Source organism: Arthrobacter sp. SAFR-044 (genome assembly GCF_059414985.1).
In genome coordinates this window covers 187733-211055 of the sequence record NZ_JBPFDN010000007.1, presented here as the reverse complement: position 1 = coordinate 211055, position 23323 = coordinate 187733, and the positions used below count along the sequence as shown (strand labels likewise).

At 66.2% G+C, this 23323-nt stretch carries 23 protein-coding genes and 1 riboswitch; of the genes, 8 read left to right on the top strand and 15 right to left on the bottom strand.

The window, feature by feature from the left end; translation table 11 throughout:
• Window positions 1-12: 12 nt before the first annotated feature.
• The 8 genes from ACR65J_RS13030 to ACR65J_RS12995 form a co-directional block, all read right to left on the bottom strand.
• Window positions 13-390 (bottom strand): hypothetical protein, encoded by a 378-nt coding sequence (locus tag ACR65J_RS13030; RefSeq protein ID WP_440169502.1) that lies wholly within the window; start codon window positions 388-390, stop codon window positions 13-15.
• A 48-nt stretch (window positions 391-438) separates the two neighbouring features.
• Window positions 439-1149, bottom strand: coding sequence for a metal-dependent transcriptional regulator (locus tag ACR65J_RS13025; RefSeq protein WP_440169500.1), 711 nt, complete (start codon window positions 1147-1149; stop codon window positions 439-441).
• 73 nt (window positions 1150-1222) lie between these two features.
• A complete protein-coding gene (locus tag ACR65J_RS13020; protein ID WP_440169498.1) occupies window positions 1223-1981 on the bottom strand; it encodes a class I SAM-dependent methyltransferase in 759 nt (252 codons plus the stop codon).
• A gap of 87 nt (window positions 1982-2068) precedes the next feature.
• On the bottom strand, window positions 2069-3487 hold the full coding sequence (locus tag ACR65J_RS13015) for an aminotransferase class V-fold PLP-dependent enzyme (protein ID WP_440169495.1): 1419 nt from the start codon (window positions 3485-3487) through the stop codon (window positions 2069-2071).
• Between the two features lie 35 nt (window positions 3488-3522).
• A riboswitch (SAM riboswitch) is annotated at window positions 3523-3636 on the bottom strand.
• A 152-nt stretch (window positions 3637-3788) separates the two neighbouring features.
• Entirely contained in the window at window positions 3789-4601 is an 813-nt protein-coding gene (gene hisN, locus ACR65J_RS13010; protein ID WP_188571124.1) for a histidinol-phosphatase, read from the bottom strand.
• 44 nt (window positions 4602-4645) lie between these two features.
• Entirely contained in the window at window positions 4646-5761 is a 1116-nt protein-coding gene (rsgA, locus tag ACR65J_RS13005; protein ID WP_440169490.1) for a ribosome small subunit-dependent GTPase A, read from the bottom strand.
• Window positions 5745-7130 carry a 3-phosphoshikimate 1-carboxyvinyltransferase gene (gene aroA / locus ACR65J_RS13000; protein WP_440169487.1) on the bottom strand — a complete coding sequence of 462 codons (1386 nt, stop codon included), beginning with the start codon at window positions 7128-7130 and terminating at the stop codon, window positions 5745-5747. The genes rsgA and aroA overlap by 17 nt, the downstream gene beginning before the upstream one ends.
• A 6-nt stretch (window positions 7131-7136) precedes the next feature.
• Window positions 7137-7685, bottom strand: a complete 549-nt coding sequence (locus ACR65J_RS12995) for a DoxX family protein (RefSeq protein ID WP_440169484.1) — start codon at window positions 7683-7685, stop codon at window positions 7137-7139.
• A 237-nt stretch (window positions 7686-7922) separates the two neighbouring features.
• Between ACR65J_RS12995 and ACR65J_RS12990 the strand changes: the two genes are divergently transcribed.
• Together ACR65J_RS12990 and rsrA are read left to right on the top strand one after the other, a co-directional pair.
• A complete protein-coding gene (locus tag ACR65J_RS12990; protein ID WP_440169613.1) occupies window positions 7923-8732 on the top strand; it encodes a sigma-70 family RNA polymerase sigma factor in 810 nt (269 codons plus the stop codon).
• On the top strand, window positions 8729-8989 hold the full coding sequence (gene rsrA / locus ACR65J_RS12985) for a mycothiol system anti-sigma-R factor (RefSeq protein ID WP_056334975.1): 261 nt from the start codon (window positions 8729-8731) through the stop codon (window positions 8987-8989). Before ACR65J_RS12990 ends, rsrA begins: the two co-directional genes overlap by 4 nt.
• Window positions 8990-9094: 105 nt before the next feature.
• Here the strand turns inward: rsrA and ACR65J_RS12980 are convergent, their stop codons facing one another.
• From ACR65J_RS12980 to ACR65J_RS12960, 5 genes are all read right to left on the bottom strand, one after another.
• On the bottom strand, window positions 9095-9169 hold the full coding sequence (locus ACR65J_RS12980) for a 50S ribosomal protein bL37 (protein ID WP_369299106.1): 75 nt from the start codon (window positions 9167-9169) through the stop codon (window positions 9095-9097).
• 117 nt (window positions 9170-9286) lie between these two features.
• The gene (locus ACR65J_RS12975; protein ID WP_440169482.1) at window positions 9287-9901 is read right to left on the bottom strand and encodes a PadR family transcriptional regulator; all 615 of its coding nucleotides are present in this window, start codon (window positions 9899-9901) and stop codon (window positions 9287-9289) included.
• Window positions 9901-10734: a DUF4097 family beta strand repeat-containing protein gene (locus ACR65J_RS12970; protein ID WP_440169479.1), complete on the bottom strand. Its 834-nt coding sequence runs from the start codon at window positions 10732-10734 to the stop codon at window positions 9901-9903. Before ACR65J_RS12970 ends, ACR65J_RS12975 begins: the two co-directional genes overlap by 1 nt.
• 86 nt (window positions 10735-10820) lie before the next feature.
• Complete coding sequence (locus ACR65J_RS12965) at window positions 10821-11420, bottom strand: GDSL-type esterase/lipase family protein (protein ID WP_141160025.1); 600 nt, start codon at window positions 11418-11420, stop codon at window positions 10821-10823.
• A gap of 156 nt (window positions 11421-11576) precedes the next feature.
• Window positions 11577-15389: a multifunctional oxoglutarate decarboxylase/oxoglutarate dehydrogenase thiamine pyrophosphate-binding subunit/dihydrolipoyllysine-residue succinyltransferase subunit gene (locus ACR65J_RS12960; protein WP_440169477.1), complete on the bottom strand. Its 3813-nt coding sequence runs from the start codon at window positions 15387-15389 to the stop codon at window positions 11577-11579.
• 542 nt (window positions 15390-15931) lie between these two features.
• Here ACR65J_RS12960 and ACR65J_RS12955 point away from each other — a divergent pair.
• The 5 genes from ACR65J_RS12955 (at window position 15932) to ACR65J_RS12935 (ending at window position 21161) form a co-directional block, all read left to right on the top strand.
• Complete coding sequence (locus ACR65J_RS12955) at window positions 15932-17266, top strand: hemolysin family protein (RefSeq protein WP_440169474.1); 1335 nt, start codon at window positions 15932-15934, stop codon at window positions 17264-17266.
• Window positions 17263-18333: a hemolysin family protein gene (locus ACR65J_RS12950; protein ID WP_440169471.1), complete on the top strand. Its 1071-nt coding sequence runs from the start codon at window positions 17263-17265 to the stop codon at window positions 18331-18333. Before ACR65J_RS12955 ends, ACR65J_RS12950 begins: the two co-directional genes overlap by 4 nt.
• 145 nt (window positions 18334-18478) lie before the next feature.
• Window positions 18479-19465, top strand: a complete 987-nt coding sequence (locus ACR65J_RS12945; RefSeq protein ID WP_440169469.1) for a metal ABC transporter solute-binding protein, Zn/Mn family — start codon at window positions 18479-18481, stop codon at window positions 19463-19465.
• The gene (locus ACR65J_RS12940; protein ID WP_440169466.1) at window positions 19462-20277 is read left to right on the top strand and encodes a metal ABC transporter ATP-binding protein; all 816 of its coding nucleotides are present in this window, start codon (window positions 19462-19464) and stop codon (window positions 20275-20277) included. The genes ACR65J_RS12945 and ACR65J_RS12940 overlap by 4 nt, the downstream gene beginning before the upstream one ends.
• Window positions 20277-21161 carry a metal ABC transporter permease gene (locus ACR65J_RS12935; RefSeq protein WP_440169463.1) on the top strand — a complete coding sequence of 295 codons (885 nt, stop codon included), beginning with the start codon at window positions 20277-20279 and terminating at the stop codon, window positions 21159-21161. Before ACR65J_RS12940 ends, ACR65J_RS12935 begins: the two co-directional genes overlap by 1 nt.
• On the opposite strand, the gene ACR65J_RS12930 is transcribed toward ACR65J_RS12935, so the two are convergent.
• Window positions 21139-21600, bottom strand: coding sequence for a Fur family transcriptional regulator (locus tag ACR65J_RS12930; RefSeq protein WP_440169610.1), 462 nt, complete (start codon window positions 21598-21600; stop codon window positions 21139-21141). The two genes, ACR65J_RS12935 and ACR65J_RS12930, sit on opposite strands and share 23 nt — an antisense overlap.
• A 91-nt stretch (window positions 21601-21691) precedes the next feature.
• Between ACR65J_RS12930 and ACR65J_RS12925 the strand changes: the two genes are divergently transcribed.
• Window positions 21692-22348: an MBL fold metallo-hydrolase gene (locus tag ACR65J_RS12925; protein WP_440169457.1), complete on the top strand. Its 657-nt coding sequence runs from the start codon at window positions 21692-21694 to the stop codon at window positions 22346-22348.
• Here ACR65J_RS12925 and ACR65J_RS12920 read toward each other — a convergent pair.
• On the bottom strand, window positions 22345-23323 hold a 979-nt coding region (locus ACR65J_RS12920), incomplete at its 5' end, for a PLP-dependent cysteine synthase family protein (RefSeq protein WP_440169455.1). The two genes, ACR65J_RS12925 and ACR65J_RS12920, sit on opposite strands and share 4 nt — an antisense overlap.

The window sequence follows — 23323 nt, the reverse complement described above, 5'->3', positions numbered from 1 at the left end:
AGTATGGGAGGGCTACGGGCTGGCCGGAGGCGCTTCCACGTCAGCGATGCCCACGAAACGCGTCCCCACGCCGTCGTACTCGCTGCGGACGAAGCCGGGACGCACGGCGGGAACGTCGGAAGGGGCGTGGTGCCCGCACACCACGTAGGTGAAGTCCGGCCACCACTTCTTGGGCCGGGCCGCGTCCTCATACCCGCAGACGGCGCACTCAAGGTGTACCCAGACGGGCCGCTTGCCGGTCCGGTTGGCACGCGACTGGACCAGCCAGGGCGGGGGATTGTCCAGGATGCTGCGGAGGTCGGCCTCGGACATCCACTTCGGCAGGCCGTGGCGCTGTGCCATCTCCAGGGGAACATCAAGGGTAATTGCTGCGTCGCGTCTGCTGATCATCACCTTCCACCATACGGGAGGCGGCCAAATCGGCGGCCGGGACCTGGCTTAGCTCTCCAGGACGCAGCCCCGGTGCGGGGTGTCGCTGGAGACCCACAACGCTGAGGCGATTTCATCTGCCAGGTCGTAGTCTCGGGTGCCGCCGGAACCGGCAATCCGCACCATCAGGGCACCACCAAACGGCCTCCGTCCCAGCACCTCGACGTCCGCGTCGAGGTCGATGTCCTGGGCGGCGAGGTACCGCAGGAGCTCAGGATTGTCGTCACTGATCCGGGTGATTTTGCCGCTGTGTCCCTGGTCCAGCGCGGCGAGCAGGTGGGCGCGCGGCATCAGGACCTGGCCGTCCGCGGTAGGGATGGGGTCGCCGTGCGGGTCCCGCTTGGGGTCCCCGAGCTTGGCGGCAACGCGTTCGATGAACGTATCCGACACGGCGTGCTCCAGCTGTTCAGCTTCATCGTGGACCTCGTCCCAGCTGTAGCCGAGCCGCTGGACGAGGTAGGTCTCGATGAGCCGGTGCCGCCGGACCATTGACAGGGCCAGGCGCAGGCCGGCCTCGGTCAGCGTGACGGCGCTGTAGGGCTTGTGGTCCACCAGGCCCTGGTCCTTCAGCTTGCGGACCATTTCCGACACTGAAGAATTGGCCACTCCCAGCCGCTGTGCCAGCTGGGAGGACGTGATGGGCTTGTCCTGCCATTCGGTGAATGAATAGATGACCTTGACGTAGTCCTCGATTGAGGAGGAGGGCGCGCTGGTCTTCACATGTTCAAGCCTACCGGTTAGGCCGGTGAGGCAGCGCGCGTTCCTTCCTTCACACAGTCGGAGACGGCAGGTGTCATGCCTTGACGGCGCGCCAGGCCAAGGTGAGGTAGGGAAGGTCAAGCTCCTGGTCCGGGGCATAGGCCAGGTGTTCATGCAGGTACCAGTCCAGGTTGGCCAGGACTTTCGCCCGCGTCGCCTCGCCGGCCCGCAAATAATAGCTCCGCGACTTGGTGAGCTCCATCAGATCCCCGGTGGTCACCCTGTCCTGCCAGTGGGTGACATGCCCTTCAAGCACGTGGAATTCGGCTCCGACGACGGGCTTATGGCCTGGCCGGTACACATCGCCGGCGTGCATGATCCGGGAGAGCCGGTGCACCCAGGGGACGGAGGTGTCCAGCTGGTTCCAGACAAGGCCGAGAGTTCCGTGCGGGCGCAGGACGCGGGCCAGCTCGGTGCTTGCGGCGTGGGGGTCGCACCAGTGCCACGCCTGTGCAACGGTGACGACGTCGAAGGCCGAGCCGGGAAGGCCTGTCGCCTCGGCAGTCCCCGGCACAGCCGTGGCGGCGGGGCAATGGTCCTTCAGCTGGGCGAGCATGTCGGCAGAAGGATCGACGGCGGTGACGTCCAGTCCCAGCGCCAGCAGCAACGCGGTGAACTTTCCCGTACCGGCACCCACGTCCAGGGCGTCACGGGCTCCGGCGGGCACCAGCCACCTGGCGGACTCCGCAGGGTAGTCGGGGCGGACCCGCTGGTAGTGCCGGCCGCCGTCCTGGAAGCTCTGCCCGAGTTCCCTGCGCCGGCCGTGATCAAGCCTGGGGCCACCCCGAACCACGCGTGGCCTCCTTCTGATGCTGCCGATGTGGATGTCTTTCGAATCTACCGCACGGAAGGGATCAGCAGGGTGGGCGTGTGTCCGGGCCTAGTCGTCCGTGCAGGGGGCTGCGCCGGCAGTTCCGGGGGTGTTGGGTGCCCAGTGGGGGTAGGTGCGGAAGTCGTTGGCGGGCACCCAGCGGCCCGCGTCCACCACGTAGTCCCAGCCCAGTCCGCTGCTGCGCAGCGTCTGGATGCCGGCGAGGAGGCGTTCGGCGTCCTCCAGCCGTGAGCCCACGCCGAAACTTGCGCGGAGGGAGCCGGACGGCAGGCCCAGGCGCTTCAGCAGGGGGTGGGCGCAGAACCGTCCGTCGCGCAGGCCCACCCCGTGCTCTGCGGAGAGGTAGGCGGCTACCAGCCCTGCGTCGTAGCCCTCCACAGAGAAGTTGACCACGCCGATGGTGTCCGTTTCCGGGTTGGTGTCCTTGAAGATCTGGTGGACGGTGACGCCGTCGATGCGCTGCAGCCCCTCCACCAGGAAGGAACGGATGGCGGATTCGTGGGCGTGCCACCGGTCCTGGTCGAGTTCGGCGATGACCTGGGTGGCGCGGGCCAGGGTGGCGGCGCCGAGGACGTTCGGCGAGCCCCCCTCGTGGCGGGCCGGACCGGTGGCCCAACTGACGCCGTCGAGCCTTGCCTCCTTGACCGCCCCGCCACCGGCGAGGTGCGGGACACCGGTGTCCAGCCAGTCGGGCCGTCCCACCAGCACGCCCGCGCCGAACGGCGCATACAGCTTGTGGCCGGAAAAGGCGAGGTAGTCGACGTCGTCCGCGCTGATGTCCACCCGGCGGTGCGGCGCAAGCTGGGCCGCGTCCACCACGATCCGTGCACCGTGCTGATGGGCCAGCGCGGCCAGCGCCCGGATCGGGAGAATTTCGCCGGTGACGTTGGAGGCGCCAGTGACCGCCAGCAGGCTGACTCCGCCCTGCTCCAGTTCGGCGCGAACGGCGTCCAGGGTGCCGGTAATGGTGTCGGCCGCAACGATGCTGCGGTGCGGAACGCCCTGCCATGGCAGCAGGTTGGCGTGGTGTTCGATGTCCAGGTAGAGGACGTCGCCGTCGTGCCGGCCGTCGGTGGCGGGCAGGCAGCCGGCCAGGAGGTTCAGGGAATCCGTGGTGTTGCGGGTGAAGATGACCGAATCGTCGGGGCGTCCGCCCACGAAGTCCCGGACAATGCTGCGTGCATTTTCGTATACGGAGGTGCTGATCTGGGATGCGTAGCCGGCCCCACGGTGGACGCTCGCGTAGTAGGGCAGGATCTCGTTCAGGTAGGCGGAAACCACGGAGAGGGCCGGAGCGGAAGCGCCATAGTCAAGGTTCGCGTACCGCACATGGCCGCCGGAGATCAGCGGTGCCTGGATCTCGGCGCCGGTGACGGCAGCAAGGGGGCGGCCGGCAATGCGGTGGCGTTCTTCGGTGATACCGGCGTCGGCAATGGCAGGCTGGGGGGAGACGGTGGCAGTTGTCACAGAGACCTCACTTGAATACAGGACCCCGCATAGGGAATCCGCGCTTGCCGCATCCACTCCGGACCGGCCTGGTCGTCACCCGGGGCACCCCGCCGCGAATGGAGGGTTGCCGGCCAGCAAACCGGGGTTTTGCGCTGGCACTCGTGACCTGCCTAAAAGCGTAGGACATGGGGCGGCCAGGACTAAAGCCGCGGCAATTGTTAAGGCCTTTGTTACGCTGCATCGAATAAACGACGCCGGACACCCCCTCCTGGAGGTGTCCGGCGTCGCAATGTTCGCTGAAGTGGGGAAACTGTGGCAGTTACAGCAGATCGTCCAAATACGGGTTGAGGCGGTGCAGCACCTCTGAGTGCAGGATCGAGTTCGTGGCCAGCGCGTTTCCGCCGAAGGGTCCGTCCTCGCCTTCGAGGGAGGTGAACCGGCCGCCTGCCTCCACCACGATCGGCACCAGTGCAGCCATATCGTAGAGGTTGAGCTCCGGTTCGCAGGCGATGTCCACGGAGCCCTCGGCGACCATGCAGTACGACCAAAAATCACCGTAGGCCCGCGTCCGCCAGACGTCCTCGGTCAGGCCGAGGAACTCGTCAAGGTTCCCGCGTTCCTTCCAGCCTCCCAAGCTGGAGTAGGACAGGGAGGCGTCGGAGAGGCTGGACACATTGGAGACGCGGAGCCTGGTGGCGGCTGCGAGGGACCTGCCCATGTACGCACCCATGCCCTTCGCTGCCCACCAGCGCTTGCCGAGGGCCGGGGCGCTGACCACGCCCACCACGGGCTCGCCTTCATCCACCAGGGCAATCAGCGTGGCCCAGACCGGGACGCCGCGGACAAAGTTCTTGGTCCCGTCGATGGGATCGATGATCCAGCGCCGCGAGCCGTGGCCGGTGCTGCCGAATTCCTCGCCCAGGACGGCATCGCGGGGCCGGGAGCGGGAGAGCTGGCCGCGGATGGCTTCCTCGGCTGCCTTGTCGGCGTCGGTGACGGGCGTCAGGTCCGGCTTGGTCTCAACGTGGAGGTCCAGGGCCTTGAAGCGGCTCATGGTCTGGTCATCCACGGAGTCGGCCAGGACATGGGCCAGGCGCAGGTCATCGTTGTAGCTCGAAGCGGGTTGGATCATGGTTCCAAACTACCGTCTGCGGACGCTTCTGCCGGGAGAACGCGTCAGTTGACGGTGCCGAGCTCCTTGGTTTCCTGTGCCTCCATGCGTGGGTCCGTGCCGAGCAGCCGCCTCAGGGACGCCAGCCGTGCCGCTCCGGTGGGACCCGCGTGTCCGCCAGCCACCCAGTCATCGAGGCCGCAGTCCACTGCCGTTGCAGTGTGCTTGCAGCCCCGCTCACAGTTTTCGATGCCGGGGGAGAGGTCCGGGAAGGAGCGCAGGATCCGGTCCGGGTCCACGTGCGCCAGGCCAAAGGAACGGATGCCGGGGGTATCAATGATCCAGCTGCCCGCCGGGGCGTCCGCCAGGCGCAGGGCCAGGGCCGACGACGAGGTGTGGCGGCCACGCCCGGTGACCGCGTTCACTCCACCCGTGGCCCGCTCGGCGCCGGTCAGCGCGTTCACCATGGTGGACTTGCCCACGCCCGAGTGGCCCAGCATCACGGTGACCTTGCCGTCGAGGTGGGCGCGGAGGTCGGCCACCGCCGCGCTGTCCAGCCGCGCCGAGAGGCCGTCGTCGGACCGTGCATCGATCCCGGACGCCTTTGCATCGGCGGTCCGGCTGATGATCACCGGGAAGTCCAGGTGGGTGTAGTTGGACAGCAATTCCGCCGGGTCCTTGACGTCGGCCTTGGTGACCAGCAGGATCGGCTCGATCCCGGCGTCGTAGGCAGCCACCAGGGCGCGGTCAATGAATCCGGTGCGCGGCTCCGGGTTGGCGGCTGCCACCACAATCACGAGTTGGTCGGCGTTGGCCACCACGGCCCGCTCGACTGGGTCGGTGTCGTCGGCGCTGCGGCGCAGCAGGGTGTGGCGGTCCTGGATCTTTACCAGTCGGGCAAGCGTGTCCGGCTCCCCGGACACGTCCCCCACGAGCGAGACGAAGTCGCCGGCAACCACCGGCGAGCGGCGCAGTTCGCGGGCCCGCGCTGCGATGACAACGCGCTCGTTGTCCGAGTCTTCGCCCACCACTGCCGTGTACCGGCCGCGGTCCACCGTGATGATCCGTCCGGTGACGGCGTCATCATGGCTGGGCCTGTCCTTGGTACGGGGCCGGGAGCCCTTCTTGCTGGGGCGGATCCGGACGTCTGATTCGTCCCAGGAGTCAGTGCTCCGCGCCACTGCCGCGCCTTTCCTGCGCCGCCACGCCGGCATCCTGGGCCAGCATGTTTGCCCACAGCTGCGGAAAGTCGGGCATGGTCTTGGCGGTGGTGGCGATGTCCTCCACCTGGACGCCGTCCACCGCGAGGCCCAGGATTGCCCCGGCAGTGGCCATGCGGTGGTCGGCGTAGCTGTGGACGACGCCGGCGTGCAGCCTGGCGGGCCGGATCACCAGGCCGTCGCTGGTTTCCTCGGCGTCGCCGCCGAGCCGGTTGATTTCCGCGACCAGGGCCGCCAGCCGGTCGGTCTCATGTCCCCTGAGGTGGGCAATCCCCGTGAGTCGGGAAGGTCCAGTGGCAAGGGCGCACAGGGCCGCGACGGTAGGAGCCAGCTCACTGGTGTCAGCGAAGTCGCCGCCCGTGATTTCCGGGCCGCCGGTGACGGTCAGGACGCCGTCAGCCAGGGTGACGGTGGCTCCCATCCGGGCCAGGATGCCGCGCCAGAGGTCCCCCACCTGCTGCGTTTCCGTGGGCCAGTTGGGGATGCGGACCGTTCCCCGTGACGCCAGGGCCGCCGCCAGGAAGGGCCCGGCGTTGGAGAGGTCCTGTTCAATCCTTTGGTCGAAGGCGCGGATGGGTCCCGGTGCCACCACCCAGTGGTTGGGAACGGAGTCGTCCACGGATACACCGGCACCACGCAGGACCGACACCGTCATATTGATGTGGTCCAGGCTCGGCACCGGCTTTCCCACGTGCTCAAGGTGCAGGCCCTCGTCGAACCTCGCTCCCACCAGCAGGAGGGCGGAGACGAACTGCGAAGAGGCGCTGGCGTCGATGACCAGGTGGCCGCCCCGGACCGCGCCGGTGCCTTCCACTACGAACGGGAGCGACGACGGCGCGCTGCCGTCCTCAGCGGAAACGGCGACGCCCAAGGCTTTGAGGGCCTCGATGATGGTCCCCATGGGACGCTTCCTGGCGTGCGGGTCGCCGTCGAACACGCTGGCTCCGCTGCGGAGCGCCGCGAGGGGCGGGACGAACCGCATCACGGTGCCGGCGAGTCCGCAGTCGATCCTGGTGGCGGACGGCGCCGCTGCCGAGGGGAGTGGAACGACCTCCAGGTCAGGCCCGAAGGCGCCGTCTCCCGGCACTTCGGTGATGGTGGCGCCGAGCTGCCTGAGCGCTTCGACCATGAGTGCGGAGTCCCTGGAGTGCAGGGGAGCCCGGAGCCGGGACGGGCCGTCGGCGAGGGCCGCGAGGACCAGGTACCTGTTGGTCAGGGACTTCGATCCGGGCACCGTCACGGTGGCGTCGACGGGCCGGGACGCAAAAGGTGCGGCCCAGTGCTGGACGGGTGTTCCGGATGCGTCCCGGGTGGCAGCTGCTGCGGTCATTCGTGCTTAGGCTCCCGCGGCGTGTTCGACGGCGCGGCGCACGGCCTTGTCCGCCTTGTTCAACTTCTTCGTGGTGGTCCGGCGGGCGTCGGCGGCCAGGTGCGAAGCGTTCCGGCGCGCGTCGGCGGCGAGGTGTTCGGCGCGCCATGCCAGGCCGGGCTTGCCTGCGGTGTCCACGGATGCGAGCAGGGCGCCGCCACTCAGGGAGAGGTTCTTGAGCAGCTGGTTCCTGCGGCTTTCGCGCCCTTCCTTGCTGCTGATGTCCGCGCTGCGCCACTCAACGAAGGTGTTCAGGAGGGAAACCACGGTGAGCAGGCCGGCAGACAGCCTGGAAAACTTGCCAAGCCCGAACAGGACGCCGGCGCCCACCTGGGTCCCGCCGATGACACGGGCCAGGGTCTTCTCATTCGTCTGGAAAGGAAGCGATGCCGCAGCCTTGCGCAGCAGGGGGGAGAGCTGCTGTGCGGTGTCGTCGGAATTCTTGAGCTTATCCAGTCCGGCAAGAATGAAACTGGAGGCGAGCATGGGCCTGGCGAGCGTGCGGACAAAGGACATGGATTTCCTCCTGGATGGACGAGCCGCGGCGAGCGGCGGAGTCGGTCCTAGTCTTGCACTTTTAGGGAATATTTGCCCGCGGGAGGCGGTTATGGCTGTCGGGTCCGCGAGAAGGGGCCCGGCGATCATTCACCCGATACAGAGCGGAGTTGGGCCTTGCGGAAGGTGTTGGACGGAACCAGGCCGGCGGGACCGGTGGCAGTGGACAAGCTGGCCGCCGTGCCGCCGGAGTACGGCATGCCCCCGACCGGGAGCCTGACAGTAGACTTGAAGGCAATGAGCACCCTGGATCCGGCCGTTGCGGCCATGTATGAGGCTTCCGCCGGCGAAGTAAACGGCAGGGCAGGCGCACCCCTGCCCGCGGGACAGGCTGCTGCCGGTTCGTTGGCCCCGGCAGCGGACACTGAGGACAGCGCCCTGGACGTGGCCACCGAGAGCGCGGAGCAACGCCGCCAGCGGTTCGAGCGGGACGCCATGCAGTATGTCGACCAGCTGTACTCCGCGGCGATGCGCATGGCACGGAACCCGTCGGACGCGGAGGACCTGGTCCAGGAGGCCTACACCAAGGCTTTTTCGGCCTTCCACCAGTACAAGCCGGGGACAAACCTCAAAGCGTGGCTCTACCGGATCCTGACCAACACGTACATCAACCTGTACCGCAAGCGGCAGCGGGAGCCGCTGCAGTCCAATTCGGACAGCATCGAGGATTGGCAGTTGGCCCGGGCCGAGTCGCACACGTCGAGCGGACTGCGGTCGGCGGAGGCAGAAGCCCTTGACCACCTTCCGGATTCCGACGTCAAGCGGGCGCTCCAGGATATTCCGGAAGAGTTCCGCCTGGCGGTCTACTTCGCGGACGTGGAGGGCTTCGCCTACAAGGAAATCTCAGACATCATGAACACGCCCATCGGCACGGTGATGTCCCGGCTCCACCGCGGCCGGCGTATGTTGCGGGACATGCTCGCGGAATACGCCGCCGAGCGGGGATTCAAAACGGCCGCGGATGCGTCGGATGCGGCAGGAAGCAAAGCACAGGAGAACAGGAAATGAGCGACTGCCAGGGATTGGGCGACTGCGACGATACCCGGATGCAACGCATCTACGAGTACCTTGACGGGGCACTGACCCGCGAGGACATTACCGAAATCAAGAACCACCTTGATGACTGCCCCGAATGCACGGAGCAATATGACTTGGAATGCGTCATCCGCAACATGGTCAAACGCTCCTGCACGGAGTCTGCGCCGGACAACCTGAAGAACGCGATCCTGGACCGGATCCACGCGATCCGTCCCGTGGAGGCGTAGGCACAGGCCGCTCGTGCGACCCCTCGGGGCCACAGACAGCAAAGGACCCCGCAAGCCGATTGGCGTGCGGGGTCCTTCGCTTGAACCGTAGTCCCTGGCATTTGCCTAGGTGTTGGGGCGCTTCCCGTGGTTCGCGCCGCCACGCTTACGGTCACGACGCTTGCGTGCACGCTTGCTCATAGCTGGCCTCCTTACTGTTGGTACTCAAAAGAGCTGCCCTCCAGTCTCCCACATGATCCGGCGCCCCGCGAACCGGAAACGGCGGATGACCTGCGGCGGGGCTGCCTGGGCGGGATGCTACGGCCGGAGCGTACTGCGGATGGTGGCACGGGCCTGGTCCAGGGCTGTCCTGACGGTCTCCAGCAGCATGGGACTGATGGGCTGGTGCATGGCCTGGCGCCGCAGATCGGCGCGAAGCTCGTCGCGGAAATCCTGCAGCAACAGCTCCGCGTCCTTGAGCGCCTGGCCTCTTCGCTGTTGCGGCTGGCTGCTTCCCGGCAGGGCGGTGCCCGGCGCAGCCGCGGCGCGGGCAGCCTCCGCTGCTGCAGCAAGGTCGCTGCGGAGACCCCGCATGCTGTTGCGGATGTCCTCCCTGAGGGTGCCCGAAAGCCGCTGGACAGATGCTGCGATGTCATGCTCAACGCCTGCCAGATCCTCCCGGCGGCGGTTCAGTTCAGCAAGGCCGGCGGCGGTGATGCGGTAGTTGGTCCGGCGTCCCGCCGGTTCGGTAGCCACCAGGCCGTCCTCTTCGAGCTTGCCCAGGCGCGGGTAGATGGTTCCGGCGCTCGGCGAATAGGTCCCGCCGAACCGGTCCTTGAGCGCCTTGATGAGCTCGTAACCGTGCTTGGGGCCGCTTTCCAGCAGGGAAAGGAGATAGAGCCGCAGCGCACCGTGTGCGAAGACGGGAGGCATCAGCGTGCCGCTTCCCCATGGGAGTCTACGGCTGCAGGAGCATGGAAGATGGAGGTTTTGCCGGACACCGAGTTGGCCCGGACAAGCATCAATTGTCCATCAGGGCCTGCGATAGTCTCCACTTTGCCGTTGGTGAGGAGGCATTGCCTGCCATCCAGGATCACCGCTCCGCCCGCGGACTTGGCCACGATGTCAACGCCCACGTCCGCTGGCAGGCTGATGGTGAGGTCTCCCGACACGGAGTTGGAGCCAAAATCCTGCGTGTAATCGAACAGGTCGAAGCTGAGGTGCCCGCTGACCGTATTGGTGCGCACATGGGTGAAGTGGCCGGAAGCCGTGACCTCCCCGGAGATGCTTTTGGCGGTGAGGACGCCCCTGTGGTTCCTGACAGCAACTCTGCCGCTGACCGTATTGACCTGCAGTTCACCGGCGGTGCTGTCCGCCGTGACGGAACCCGACACGGTGTTGAGCCGCACGTGGGCGGAGATGCCCGAAACGAGGCCGTCGCCGCTCACAGTGCCCGCTTCCACCCCGACTCCACGGGGAACAGCGACAGTGATGACGGCGGAATTGTCGCTGTTGTGATTAACGGTTTCCATGAGGTTCTTGAACCAGCCCTGGGCGCCGTGCAGTTGGTGCCGGACTTCCAGCCTGCCGGTGTTCAGGGACACTGCCACGGGGTCCCCAAGCACCTCGGAGAACTCCAGCCGCACCACGGGTTCGTCGTGCTCGATGATGTGGAACGTGCCCCTGACCATGCCCAGCTTCACGGACGTCACGGCGTCGACGTCGATCGTTTGCGCGCTTGCGACAGTCCAGTGTTCTCCGGTCATGATCCCTCCAAAAGACGATATATCGCGTGTGCTCCCCAAAGTATCGCTGCCGGGTGGCAGGGGTCAAGATATATCGCGTGAAGGGGCTACTGGGGAGCGTCCATGCCCAGCCACTGGAACCAGCCGCGGTGCAGCACCAGCCAAGCCATGAGGCCGTAGCCTGCCTGGCCGGGAGTTCCCCCGTTCGCGGCAAGGTCCTGGCGCCACTGTTCGTGGTTGAGCAGGGGAGAGAAGGTGTCGACGTAGAGGTGCTTGCGCCGGGTGGTCACATCCGCGAAGGCAGTGTTCAGTTCGTCCAGCCGGCGGTTCTGGGCCGGGTCAAGCGTGGGGGGTGGCCCCACGACGAACACCTCGATCCGGTTTTGGGAAGCTGAGTCCAGGATGTTGGCCAGGTTCAGCCGGCTCCTTGCGGTGGACAGGCCGAACTCGATGTCACGCCCCGAGAGTCCGATGACCAGCCGGTTCTCTGCCTGGGGGCTGAAGCGCCTGCCGGCCTCATCCAGCCAGCGCGCAGCCAAACCTTCGGTACCTTCCTGCGGGCAGGGGAGGGCATAGCTTTCCAGCAGCATGCCATCCTGGGGAGTGCGGGCCAGCACGCGGCCCAGCCAGCCCAGCGCCCGGGGGTCGCCCAGTCCGGCCAGCAGTTCATCTCCTACAGCCGCGATCCGCAGCTTCCTGTCTTCCACGCGTTCCTCTTTACTTCGGTACGGGTTTACTTCGGTACGGCCGCTGCCATCGTTGCCGCCGCGGCTGCGGAGGCTAGGGGAGGCGCTGTCCATCCATTAAACAGAACTGCCCGGCCGGAGTCTGGTATTTCGACTCCGGCCGGGCAGCCTTACTGCTTACTTCCGTGCAAATGCCTGCTTCAGGAGGACATCCTGTTCCGCGGCGTGCCGCTTCATGGAACCGGCCGCCGTGGAGGCCGATGCCGGCCGGGACACCAGGCGGACCCGGCGGTCAAGGGCCTCCGGGAGGTGCAGGCCGATGAACGGCCAGGGCCCCTGGTTGGCAGGCTCGTCCTGGGCCCAGACCACGTCGGCGTTGGGGTACTTGGCAAGCTCCGCTTCGATCTCCGCATGCGGCAGCGGGTAGAGCTGCTCCACGCGGATGATCGCTGTGGTCTTGTCGCCGGTCTTCTGCCGGGTGGACAGGAGATCGTAGTACAGGCGGCCGGAGACCAGGAGCACGCGCTCGACGGCGGTGGCCGGCAGCTGCTCGTGGTCACCGATGACAGGGCGGAAGGTGCCGTTGGTGAAGTCCTCGACGGACGACGCGGCTGCCTTCAGGCGCAGGAGCTGCTTGGGCGTGAAGATGATCAGCGGCTTTCGCGGGCGGCTGTACGCCTGGCGGCGCAACAGGTGGAAATGCGAGGCTGCCGTGGTGGGGTTGGCCACGATCATGTTGTCCTCTGCACACAGCTGCAGGAACCGCTCGATCCTCGCGGAGGAGTGGTCCGGGCCCTGTCCCTCGTAACCGTGCGGGAGCATCAGGACCAGGGAGGAGCGCTGGCCCCACTTCTGCTCCGCGGACGAAATGAACTCGTCGATGATGGTCTGCGCACCGTTGACGAAGTCACCGAACTGGGCTTCCCACAGGACCAGGGCGTCCGGGCGTTCCACGGAGTAGCCGTACTCGAAGCCCATGGCGGCGTATTCGGACAGCAGCGAGTCGTAGATCCACAGCTTGGCCTGGTCATCCGAAAGGTTGCCCAGGGGCAGCCATTCCTTGCCGTTGGCACGGTCGTGGAAGACCGCGTGGCGCTGCACGAAGGTGCCACGGCGCGAGTCCTGGCCGGCAAGGCGCACGGGGACGCCTTCCATGATCAGGGAGCCGAAGGCCGCGATCTCGCCGAAGCCCCAGTCGATGCCGCCTTCGCGGGACATCTGCTCGCGCTTTTCAAGCAGCTGCTTCAGCTTGGGGTGGACCGTGAAGCCGTCGGGGATCTCGACGTGCGCCTTGCCGATCCGGGCCAGGGTCTCGGCACTGATGGCCGTGGAAGCCGGTGCGCTGACGCTGGAATCGGACTGCTGGGCCTTGGGCCGTTCGATGTCGGAGACGGCTGCTGAATCAGCGGTCACGATCGGAATAGGCGAGGTCTGGGCGGCGTGCGTCTCGGCGAAGACCCGCTCCAGCCGTTCCTGGTAGTCGCGGAGCAGCTGCTCGGCTTCTTCCTCGGTGATGTCGCCGCGGCCGATGAGGGACTCGGTGTACAGCTTGCGGACGGACCGCTTGGCTTCGATCAGGTTGTACATCAGCGGCTGGGTCATCGAGGGGTCGTCGCCCTCGTTGTGGCCCCGGCGGCGGTAGCACACCATGTCGATGACGACGTCCTTGTGGAAGCGCTGCCGGAATTCGTAGGCGAGCTGGCCGATGCGGACAACAGCCTCCGGGTCGTCACCGTTCACGTGGAACACCGGCGCCTGGATCATCTTGGCAACGTCCGTGGAGTACGTGGACGACCGCGACGAGGACGGGGCGGTGGTGAACCCCACCTGGTTGTTGACCACGATGTGGATGGTTCCACCCGTGCGGTAGCCCCGGAGCTGGGACAGGTTGAGCGTTTCAGCCACAACGCCCTGGCCCGCGAAGGCGGCGTCGCCGTGGACCATGATGGGCAGGACGGGGAACGATTCGCCCTGGTCCAGCCGGTCCTGCTTGGCCCGGACGATGCCTTCGAGGACGGAGTCCACGGCTTCCAGGTGCGACGGGTTCGCAGCGAGGTAGACCTTGGTCTCCTTGCCGTTGTCCGAGGTGAAGGTGCCTTCGGTGCCCAGGTGGTACTTGACGTCGCCGGAACCCTGCACGGAGCGCGGATCCTGGGTTCCCTCGAATTCGCGGAACACCTGGGCGTAGGTCTTGCCGGCGATGTTCGTCAGGACGTTGAGGCGGCCGCGGTGGGCCATCCCGATGGCGACCTCGTCCAGGCCGTCGTCCGCGGCATCGGACATGATGGCGTCCAGCAGCGGGATCAGGGACTCGCCGCCTTCCAGGGAGAAGCGCTTCTGGCCCACGAACTTGGTCTGCAGGAAGGTCTCGAAGGCCTCGGCTGCGTTCAGCTTGGAGACGATCCGCAGCTGTTCCTCGCGGCTGGGCTTGGAGTAGGCGTGCTCCAGCTGGTCCTGGAACCACTTACGCTCGGCAGGCTCCTGGATGTGCATGTACTCGATGCCCGTGGTGCGGCAGTAGGCATCGCGCAGGACGCCCAGGATGTCGCGGAACTTCAGCATCGGCTTGCCGCCGAACCCGCCGGTGGGCCATTCGCGGTCCAGGTCCCAGAGGGTCAGACCATAGGTGAGGACGTCCAGGTCCGGGTGCTTGCGCTGGACGTATTCCAGCGGATCGGTGTCCGCCATGAGGTGGCCGCGCACGCGGAAGGAGTGGATCAGCTGCTGGATCCGGGCCACCTTGTTGATCTCGTCGGCCGGATCAACCTGCAGGTCGGGGCTCCAGCGGACGGGCTCGTACGGAATGCGCAGGGCTTCGAAGATCTCGTCGTAGAAATTCTGCGCGCCAAGCAGCAGCTGGTGCACCAGCTTCAGGAATTCGCCGCTGCCGGCACCCTGGATGACGCGGTGGTCGTACGTCGAGGTGAGGGTCAGGACCTTGCTGATGGCGTTCTGGGCGATGATCTTTTCGCTGGCGCCCTGGAACTCTGCGGGGTAGTCAAGGGCGCCGACGCCGATGATGGCCGCCTGGCCCTTGGAGAGGCGCGGTACCGAGTGCACGGTGCCGATGCCGCCGGGGTTGGTCAGGGACACTGTGGTGCCCTGGTGGTCTTCGGCGGTGAGCTTGCCGTTGCGGGCCCGCTTGATCAGGTCCTCGTAGGTGTGCCAGAACTCGGCAAAGTTGAGGGTCTCCGCCTTCTTGATGTTCGGGACCATGAGCAGGCGGGTGCCGTCGGGCTTGGGCATGTCGATGGCGATGCCGAAGTTGACGTGCGCCGGCTGGACCGCAACAGGCTTGCCGTCCACCTCGTCGTAGTACACGTTCATGGACGGGAACTGGGAGAGAGCGCGGATCACGGCGTAGCCGATGAGGTGCGTGAAGGAAACCTTGCCGCCGCGCGCGCGGGCCAGGTTTGAGTTGATGACCACGCGGTTGTCGATGAGCAGCTTGGCCGGAATGGCACGGACGCTGGTGGCGGTGGGCACCTGGAGGCTGGTGACCATATTGGTGGCGATGGCTTTTGCCGGTCCGCGGAGGACGGAGACGACGTCTTCCTCGGGTGCAGTGGGCGCCTTGACGTTCTTGGGCAGCTGGGCCGGGATGGGCTGCGAACCGGTGCCGGCCTCGGTCTTCTTGCCGCCGTCGCGCGCTTCGGTGGCAGGGGCCTTCTTGACGGGTGCAGGGGCTGCGGGTGCGGCCGGGGCAGCGGCTGCCGGTGCAGCGGGGGCAGCGGGGGCAGCAGCCGGCGACGGTGCCGGTGCGGCGGGAGCCTGCTTTACAACGGGAAGTTCCCGCGTGGGTGGGTTGGCGGCATGCGCGGAATTTCCATTGGAAGAAGAACCGTTGCCCGAGTCGAAGGATTCGAACAGGGGCCACCACTTGGCGTCCACGGCGTTCTTGTCCTGCTGGTACTGCTCGTACAGTTCGTCAACGAGCCACTCGTTTCCGCCAAATTCCTCTGGTAGACGGTGGCTTGGCTGCTCTGGCACTTGAAATACGCCTCTTCCATGAGTTTGATTTCTCTTTGGCCCCCCGGTGCTTCAGCACTACGTTCGAACCAGTCTCTGTCCGCTGAACCCGGACCTTTGCAAGTCTAGTGAGCATCCTGTGTTAACTGCCAATAAGGGTGACTCAAATCATGAAGTGACGAACCATCGCCTGAATATGGCGGCCGCCGGGGCCTGGGGACCCACCGCGCAGGCGGCCCGCCGGAAGGCAAACGGGCTGCCTGTGGCCGCCCTCCCGAGCGTCCGGGACAGGGCTGCTCCTGTAGACTGAAATTCTTATGGACAGTAAATCTAGGTGCCGGCCTGGGCGCTGTCAGCGGAGCTCGAAGAGCAGCGCCGCGCAGTCCGCCCCCAGAGCCGGCAAACCCCGACAACGCGCCCATCACCAGCCAACGGCCCAGCTTGCCGCAACCCGCACGGACCAGGCGGTATCCGCCGATCATCCTCCGCCGGGACGAAACAGCTTTTCCACTCCGCCGCTTTTCATGATTGCGGAAAAGTTCGCACGCCAGGCGGGATGCTGAATGGAGTGGCTCCTTCTTGCAGCAGGCTTGCTGCTCATCGCCGGCACAGGTTTCTTCGTGGCCGTCGAGTTCTCCCTCATCGCCCTGGACCAGGCAACAGTCCAGCGCGCCATCGACGACGGCGACACCGGGGCGGTGCCTTTGCTCACCTGCCTCAAGTCACTGTCAACCCAGCTGTCCAGCTGCCAGCTCGGCATCACCTTGACCACTTTGCTCACTGGTTATGTCATGGAACCCTCGGTGGGCCGCCTGCTCAAGGCGCCGCTGGGCGCCGTCGGCCTTCCCGACGTGGCGGTGGAGTCTGTTTCCCTGATCCTGGCGATGGTGGTGGCAACACTGCTGTCCATGCTCCTGGGTGAGTTGGTGCCCAAAAACATGGCCATCGCGCTGGCGTTTCCCGTGGGCCGGGCGCTGGCCGGGCCGCAGCTCGTCTTCACCACCATCTTCAAACCGGCAATCCTGGTCCTCAACGGGTTCTCCAACAAGGTCCTGCACGTTTTCGGGCTGGAAGCCAAGGAGGAGATTTCCGGGGCGCGGACGCCGGCGGAGCTTGCCTCGCTGGTCCGGAGGTCCGCTGCGATGGGAACGCTTGACGCCGGGACCGCCAACTTCATCGCCCGCACCCTCAACTTCTCCACGCGGACAGCGGCCGACGTCATGACGCCCCGCATCCGGCTGGAGACGATCGACGCCGACCAGCCGGTCTCCGACGTCGTGGATGCGGCGCGCAGGACCGGCTACTCCCGCTTCCCTGTCATCGGCGATTCAGCCGATGACATCCGCGGCCTGGTGCACGTTAAAAAGGCCGTTGCCGTTCCGTGGGAACGCCGGCAGAACCTCGAAGCGGGTGCCATCATGACCGAAGTTCTGCGCGTGCCCGAGACCATCCACCTGGATGCCCTCCTGGCCGAGCTCCGCGAGGGAAACCTGCAGCTGGCCGTCGTGCTGGATGAATACGGTGGGACCGCCGGCATCGCCACCCTGGAAGACCTGGTGGAGGAAATTGTCGGCGAGGTGGCGGACGAGCATGACAAGGTCCGTCCGGGACTCCTGCAAAGTGCCTCCGGCGACTGGTATTTCCCGGGTCTGCTCCGGCCCGATGAGTTGTCCGAGCAAATCCCTGGCCTGAGCGTTCCGGACGAAGCAGCCTACGAAACCGTGGGCGGCTACGTCATGAGCAAGCTGGGCAGGATCGCCGCCGTGGGGGACAGGGTGCCGGTAAATGGCGGCACCCTCAGTGTCACCAGGATGGATGGCCGCAGGATCGACCGGATCTGCTTCCACCCCGCGGCGGAACCGGCTGCGCAGGACACCAATCACAGGAGCAAGCCATGAGTGACTGGGCCGGAATAGCGTGGCTGGGTGTCCTCCTGCTGGGCAACGCCTTCTTTGTGGCCGCTGAGTTCGCCATCATGTCCGCGCGCCGAAGCCAGATTGAACCCCTGGCCGACGCCGGTTCAAAGCGCGCGCAGACCACCCTTCGTGCCATGGAAAACGTCTCCCTGATGCTGGCGTGCGCACAGTTGGGCATCACGGTCTGTTCGCTGTTGATCCTGCTGGTGGCGGAGCCGGCAATCCACCACCTGCTCGCGGTCCCCATCGAGACGGTGGGCCTGCCGGCGGAAGTGGCCGACGTGGCAGCCTTCGCTGTGGCCCTGATGCTGGTGACCTTCCTGCACGTGACGTTCGGCGAGATGGTGCCCAAGAACATTTCGGTGTCCGTGGCTGACAAGGCGGCACTGTTCCTGGCCCCGCCGCTGCTGTTCATCTCGCGGCTGGTCCATCCCGTGATCTCCGTCCTCAACTGGTCGGCCAACCACATCCTCAAGCTGATGCGGATCGAGCCCAAGGACGAGGTGACGTCCTCCTTCACCTTGGAAGAGGTGCAGTCGATCGTCCAGGAGTCCACCCGCCACGGGCTGGTGGATGACGACGCCGGGCTCATCACCGGAGCGCTTGAGTTCTCGGAGCACACGGCGGAGGACATCATGGTCCCGCTCGGAAACCTGGTCATGCTGGGGGCATCCACCACGCCCGTGGAGTTCGAGAAAGCCGTCAGCCGTACTGGCTTCTCCCGGTTCCCCATGCTCGACGACGAGGACATGCTCTACGGCTACCTCCATGTAAAGGACGTGCTGTCCATACCGGAGTCCGCTTATGAGCTGCCCATCGCCGAAAGCCGGGTCCGGTCGCTGGCAAACCTGGCGCTGGGTGACGAGATCGAAAAGGCCATGTCCGTCATGCAGCGCACCGGGTCCCACCTTGCGCGCGTGATTGGCCCGGACGGCAATACGCGGGGGGTGCTCTTCCTGGAGGACGTCATCGAACAGCTCGTCGGGGAAATCAGGGACGCAACGCAGGCCACCGGAATCCGCCGGCTGGGCCAGCCGAACGGCAGCTGAGACCCCGGACGCCCCTGCCTCTGCGCAGGGGCGCGCCAGGGATGGGCCTGACGAAGCAGCTCACCCACCTAAATAGGAATCATTCGCATTTAGGTATAGGCTGGGCACTGTTGTCCTCCCCATCCTGTGTGAACTGAGGTTTTCCGTGCGCCGTCCAGCCGCTGCCAGCTCTTTCCTTGCCGCCCTCGCGGGGCTCGGCCTCCTGCTCAGTGCCTGCAGCCCCCAGCCGTCGCAAACCTCGGAGCAGGCGCAGGGGATCAACGTCGTAGCCTCCACAAACGTCTACGGTGACATCGCCCGCACGATCGGCGGGGACAAGGTCAAGGTGACTGCCATCATCAACAGCGCCGGGCAGGATCCGCACTCCTACGAGGCCACAGCCCAGGACCGGCTGGCGGTATCCAAGGCCCGGCTCGTCATCGAGAACGGTGGCGGATACGACGACTTCCTCCACACCCTGGTGGAGAGCAGCAAGCTCGACAGCGCGTCCGTGCTGACTGCCGTCGAAGTTTCCGGCCTTGCCCATCCGGAAGAAACTGCCTCCGCCGGGCCATCGACCACACCGGAGACGACAGACGGGCACGCCGGCCACGACCACGGCGGGCTCAACGAACACGTCTGGTACAGCCTGCCCGCCATGGAGCGGATGGCTGACGGCATAGCGGACAAGCTTGCCGCCCTGGACCCCGGCTCTGCCCCCACGTTCTCCGCAAATGCCCAGTCCTTCAAGTCCTCCCTGTCATCCCTGCACGGCCAGCTGGACGCCATGAGAGCCTCCGGGGGCGGTGGCCGCGTGGCCGTAACGGAGCCCGTGCCCCTGTACATGCTCGAAGATGCCGGACTCACCAATGCGACGCCTGAGCAGTACACCGCGGCCATCGAAGAGGGCACTGACGTTCCACCCGCCGTCCTGAAGGAGGCCACGGACCTGGTCGGGTCCAAAGCCGTCCGCCTGCTCGCCTACAACGCCCAGACAGAGGGTCCCCAGACCGAAGCGCTGAAGAAGGCGGCTGAGAGCGCCGGAGTGCCCGTGGTGGACTTCACCGAGACCCTGCCCGAAGGCAAGACCTACCTGCAGTGGATGACGGACAATGTGAACAACATCAGCAAGGTTCTGGAGACAAACAGGTGAAATCCGTCGTTAGCCTCAACGGGGCGTGCCTCAGGTTCGGCCAGCGCACGCTCTGGGAGGGCCTTGACCTGGACATCAGGCCCGGCGAGTTCTTTGCCGTGCTGGGTCCCAACGGCAGTGGCAAGACCAGCTTCCTGAAAGTGCTGCTGGGCCTGCAGAAGCTGGAGGCGGGAGAAGCCTCCATTGGCGGACGGCCCGTGGAACGCGGCAGCAGCCTGATCGGCTACATCCCCCAGCAGAAATCCTTTGCGCCGGATACCCCCATGCGGGCCCGCGACCTGGTGGGACTTGGAGTGGACGGCCACCGCTGGGGAATCCGGCTCTCGCCGGCCAGGACAAACCGGAAGGTGGACCAGCTCCTGGAGCTGGTTGGTGCCTCCGATTACGCCAACGTCCCGGTTGGGCAGCTCTCCGGCGGCGAGCAGCAGCGGCTGCGGGTGGCACAGGCCCTGGCGACTGATCCGCAGGTCCTGCTCTGTGACGAACCGCTGTTGTCGCTGGATTTGCACCACCAGCAGGCAGTGAGCGCCCTGATCAGCAAGCAAAGCCGTGAGCACAACAGTGCCGTCGTCTTTGTGACCCATGAGATCAATCCGATCATCGAGTACGTGGACCGTGTCCTCTACCTGGCCGGGGGACGTTTCCGGGTCGGGGCACCGGACGAGGTCATGACCACCGAAGTGCTGTCCGACCTATACGGCAGCCATGTGGAGGTGATCCGCGCCAATGGCCGGCTCGTGGTGGTCGGCCTGCCCGACGCCACCACGCACCATCACACCGTGGCGGACACGATGGCAGGGGAGGTGGCGTAATGGACGCGGACAGCATCCTGGGTGCCATTTTCAATTTCGACAACTACGGCGAACTGCTGGTCCTGGTCCAGAACTCCATCTGGGCCGGCGCTATCCTGGGGCTCCTCGGCGGCCTGGTGGGCACTTTCGTCATGAAGCGCGACCTTGCCTTCGCTGTGCACGGCATTTCCGAGCTGTCGTTTGCAGGGGCCGCTTTTGCGCTGCTGGTCGGGACGGATGTGGTCTTCGGCTCGCTGGTTGGATCGGTGGCGGCCGCACTGCTGCTGGGCCTGATGGGGGTGCGCGCACGGGACAAGAACTCGATTATCGGGGTCATCATGCCGTTCGGGCTGGGACTCGGCATCCTGTTCCTGTCGCTCTACCAAGGCCGCGCCGCGAACAAGTTCGGGCTGCTGACCGGGCAGATCGTTTCCGTGGACACGGTCCAGCTCCAGGCACTGGCCGGGACTGCCGTCGTCGTGATGCTCGTGCTGCTGGCCGTCTGGCGGCCGCTCAACTTCGCCAGCGTCGACCCCGAACTCGCCGAGGCGCGGGGAGTACCTGTCCGCAGCCTGGGCATCGTGTTCATGATTGTCCTGGGGGTCAGCGTGGCCCTGTCCATCCAGGTGGTGGGCGCCCTGCTGGTCCTTGCCCTGCTCATCACTCCTGCGGCCGCGGCGCTGCGGGTTACCTCCTCGCCGGTGGCGGCGGTGGTCCTCAGCGTGGTCTTCGCCGTGACGGCCACGGTGGGCGGAATCCTGCTGGCCCTGGGCGGGCGGATCCCCATCAGTCCCTATGTCACCACGTTGTCGTTCCTGATCTACGTGGTGTGCCGTACCATCGGCTCGGTACGGGAGGCCCGTGGCCTCAACGGGCGGGTCCTTACAGCTTCCCGGCAGCCTTAAGGGCCGTGCAGTCCGGGCACAGCCCGAAAATTTCCACCGTGTGGTCCACTTCCGTGAACCCATGCTCCGCGGCCGTGCGCACGGCCCACGTCTCCACGGCAGGGGCTTCCACCTCAACGGCCTTGCCGCAGTTCCGGCACAGCAGGTGGTGGTGGTGGGAGGTCACCGCGCAGCGCCGGTACACCGCCTCGCCGTCGCCGTTGCGGAGCACGTCAACCAGGCCCTCATCGGCCAGCGACTGCAGGATCCGGTAAGCGGTGGCAAGCGAAACGGATACGCCCTGGTTCTGCAGGATCCGGTAGAGCTCCTGTGTGCTGACGAAGTCGTCCAGGCGGTCCAGGGCAGCGCTGACGGCTTTGCGCTGCTTGGTAACGCGCTGTTCCTTGCCGCCTCCTGCCGGGGACGGGGCGGCGGAATCAGCCTTGACGCCGATCGGCATGGACGAACTCGCTTCCGTGGGGGGCAAACATCAAGATTACCAGCCGGATCTTCGTGGACAGCGTTCCGGAACGGACCCTAGGCTGGCCGTTATGAAGCTGACCAAATACACCCACGCCTGTGTCCGGCTCGAGAAGGAGGGCGGGGTCCTGGTCCTCGACCCCGGCAACTTTTCCGAATCGGCGGAGGCGCTGTCAGGGGCCCAGGCCGTACTGGTGACGCACGAACACGCAGACCACCTGGACACCAAGGCCGTGGTGGACGCCCTCCACGGGAACCAGCACCTTGAACTCCACGCTCCCGCGGGCGTGGCACAGCAGCTGCGCCAGGATGCTCCCGGTGCCGCGGACCGCATCCACACCGTGGACCCTGGGTCCTCCTTCCAGGCGGCCGGCTTCGACATCCGCAGCTTCGGCGGCCAGCATGCCCTGATCCACCCCCAGATTCCCGTGGTGGCCAACATCGGCTACCTGGTGGACCAGAACGTGTACCACCCGGGAGACTCGTTCATCATCCCGGACGGCATCACGGTCCGGACACTCCTGGTTCCGCTGCACGCCCCGTGGAGCAAGTCCGCCGAGGTGGTGGACTTTGTGATCGGGGTGCGGGCGCCGCGTGCGTTCCAGATACACGACGGGCTGCTCAACGACAACGGCCTGGGCATCGTTGAAGGGCACGTCAAGCGGATTGGGGCCAAGTACGGCACTGAATACCGGCACCTGGCACCGCGCGAGTCGGTGGAGGTCTAGCCGGTCCAATCCCCAGTGTCCAGGAAGCGCGCAATCACCGCTTCGTACGGCGCCGGGTCCAGTCCCTGGCCGGCCAGCCAGTCCTGGTTCCAGTAGTTGCCCGCATAGCGCTCGCCGCCGTCGCACATCAAGGACACGACGCTGCCACGGCGGCCCTCCGCCAGCATGCCGGCAATTGTCTGCCAGACGCCCCACAGGTTGGTGCCGGTGGACGGGCCTGCGTGCAGGCCCGCGAAGGAGTTCAGGTGCCGCATCGCGGCAATGGACGCCGCGTCCGGTACCTGGACCATCCTGTCGATCACCGTGGGAATGAAACTTGGCTCCATCCGCGCCCGGCCAATGCCTTCGATCCGCGAGGGCAGGCCGGTGGGCTGGCCGGCTGATTCCCCCAGCCAGCCGGGGTAGAACGCGGAGTTTTCCGGGTCCACCACCAGCAGCCTGGTGGGATGGCTGTGATACCGCAGGTACCGGCCAATCGTGGCGCTGGTTCCGCCGGTGCCGGCGCCCACCACGATCCAGTCCGGCACCGGGTGCGGCTCCAGTCTGAGCTGGCCGAAGATCGATTCGGCGATGTTGTTGTTGCCCCGCCAGTCCGTGGCCCGCTCAGCAAAGGTGAACTGGTCCATGTAATGCCCGTTGCAGGTGGCAGCGACCTCTTCTGCCGCCGCGTAGACGTCAGAGGCGTTTTCCACCAGCAGGCAGGAGCCGCCGAACTGTTCGATCAGCGCTATCTTCTCCGGACTAGTGGTGCGTGCCATGACGGCGACGAAGGGCAGCCCCAGCAGCTGGGCGAAGTACGCCTCCGAAACTGCCGTGCTTCCGCTGGAGGCCTCGACGATGGTGGTGTCCTCCCGGATCCAGCCGTTCACCAAGCCGAACAGGAACAGCGACCTGGCCAGCCGGTGCTTGAGGCTGCCGGACCGGTGGGTGGACTCGTCCTTGAGGTACAGCTGGATGCCCCAATGCTCCGGCAGG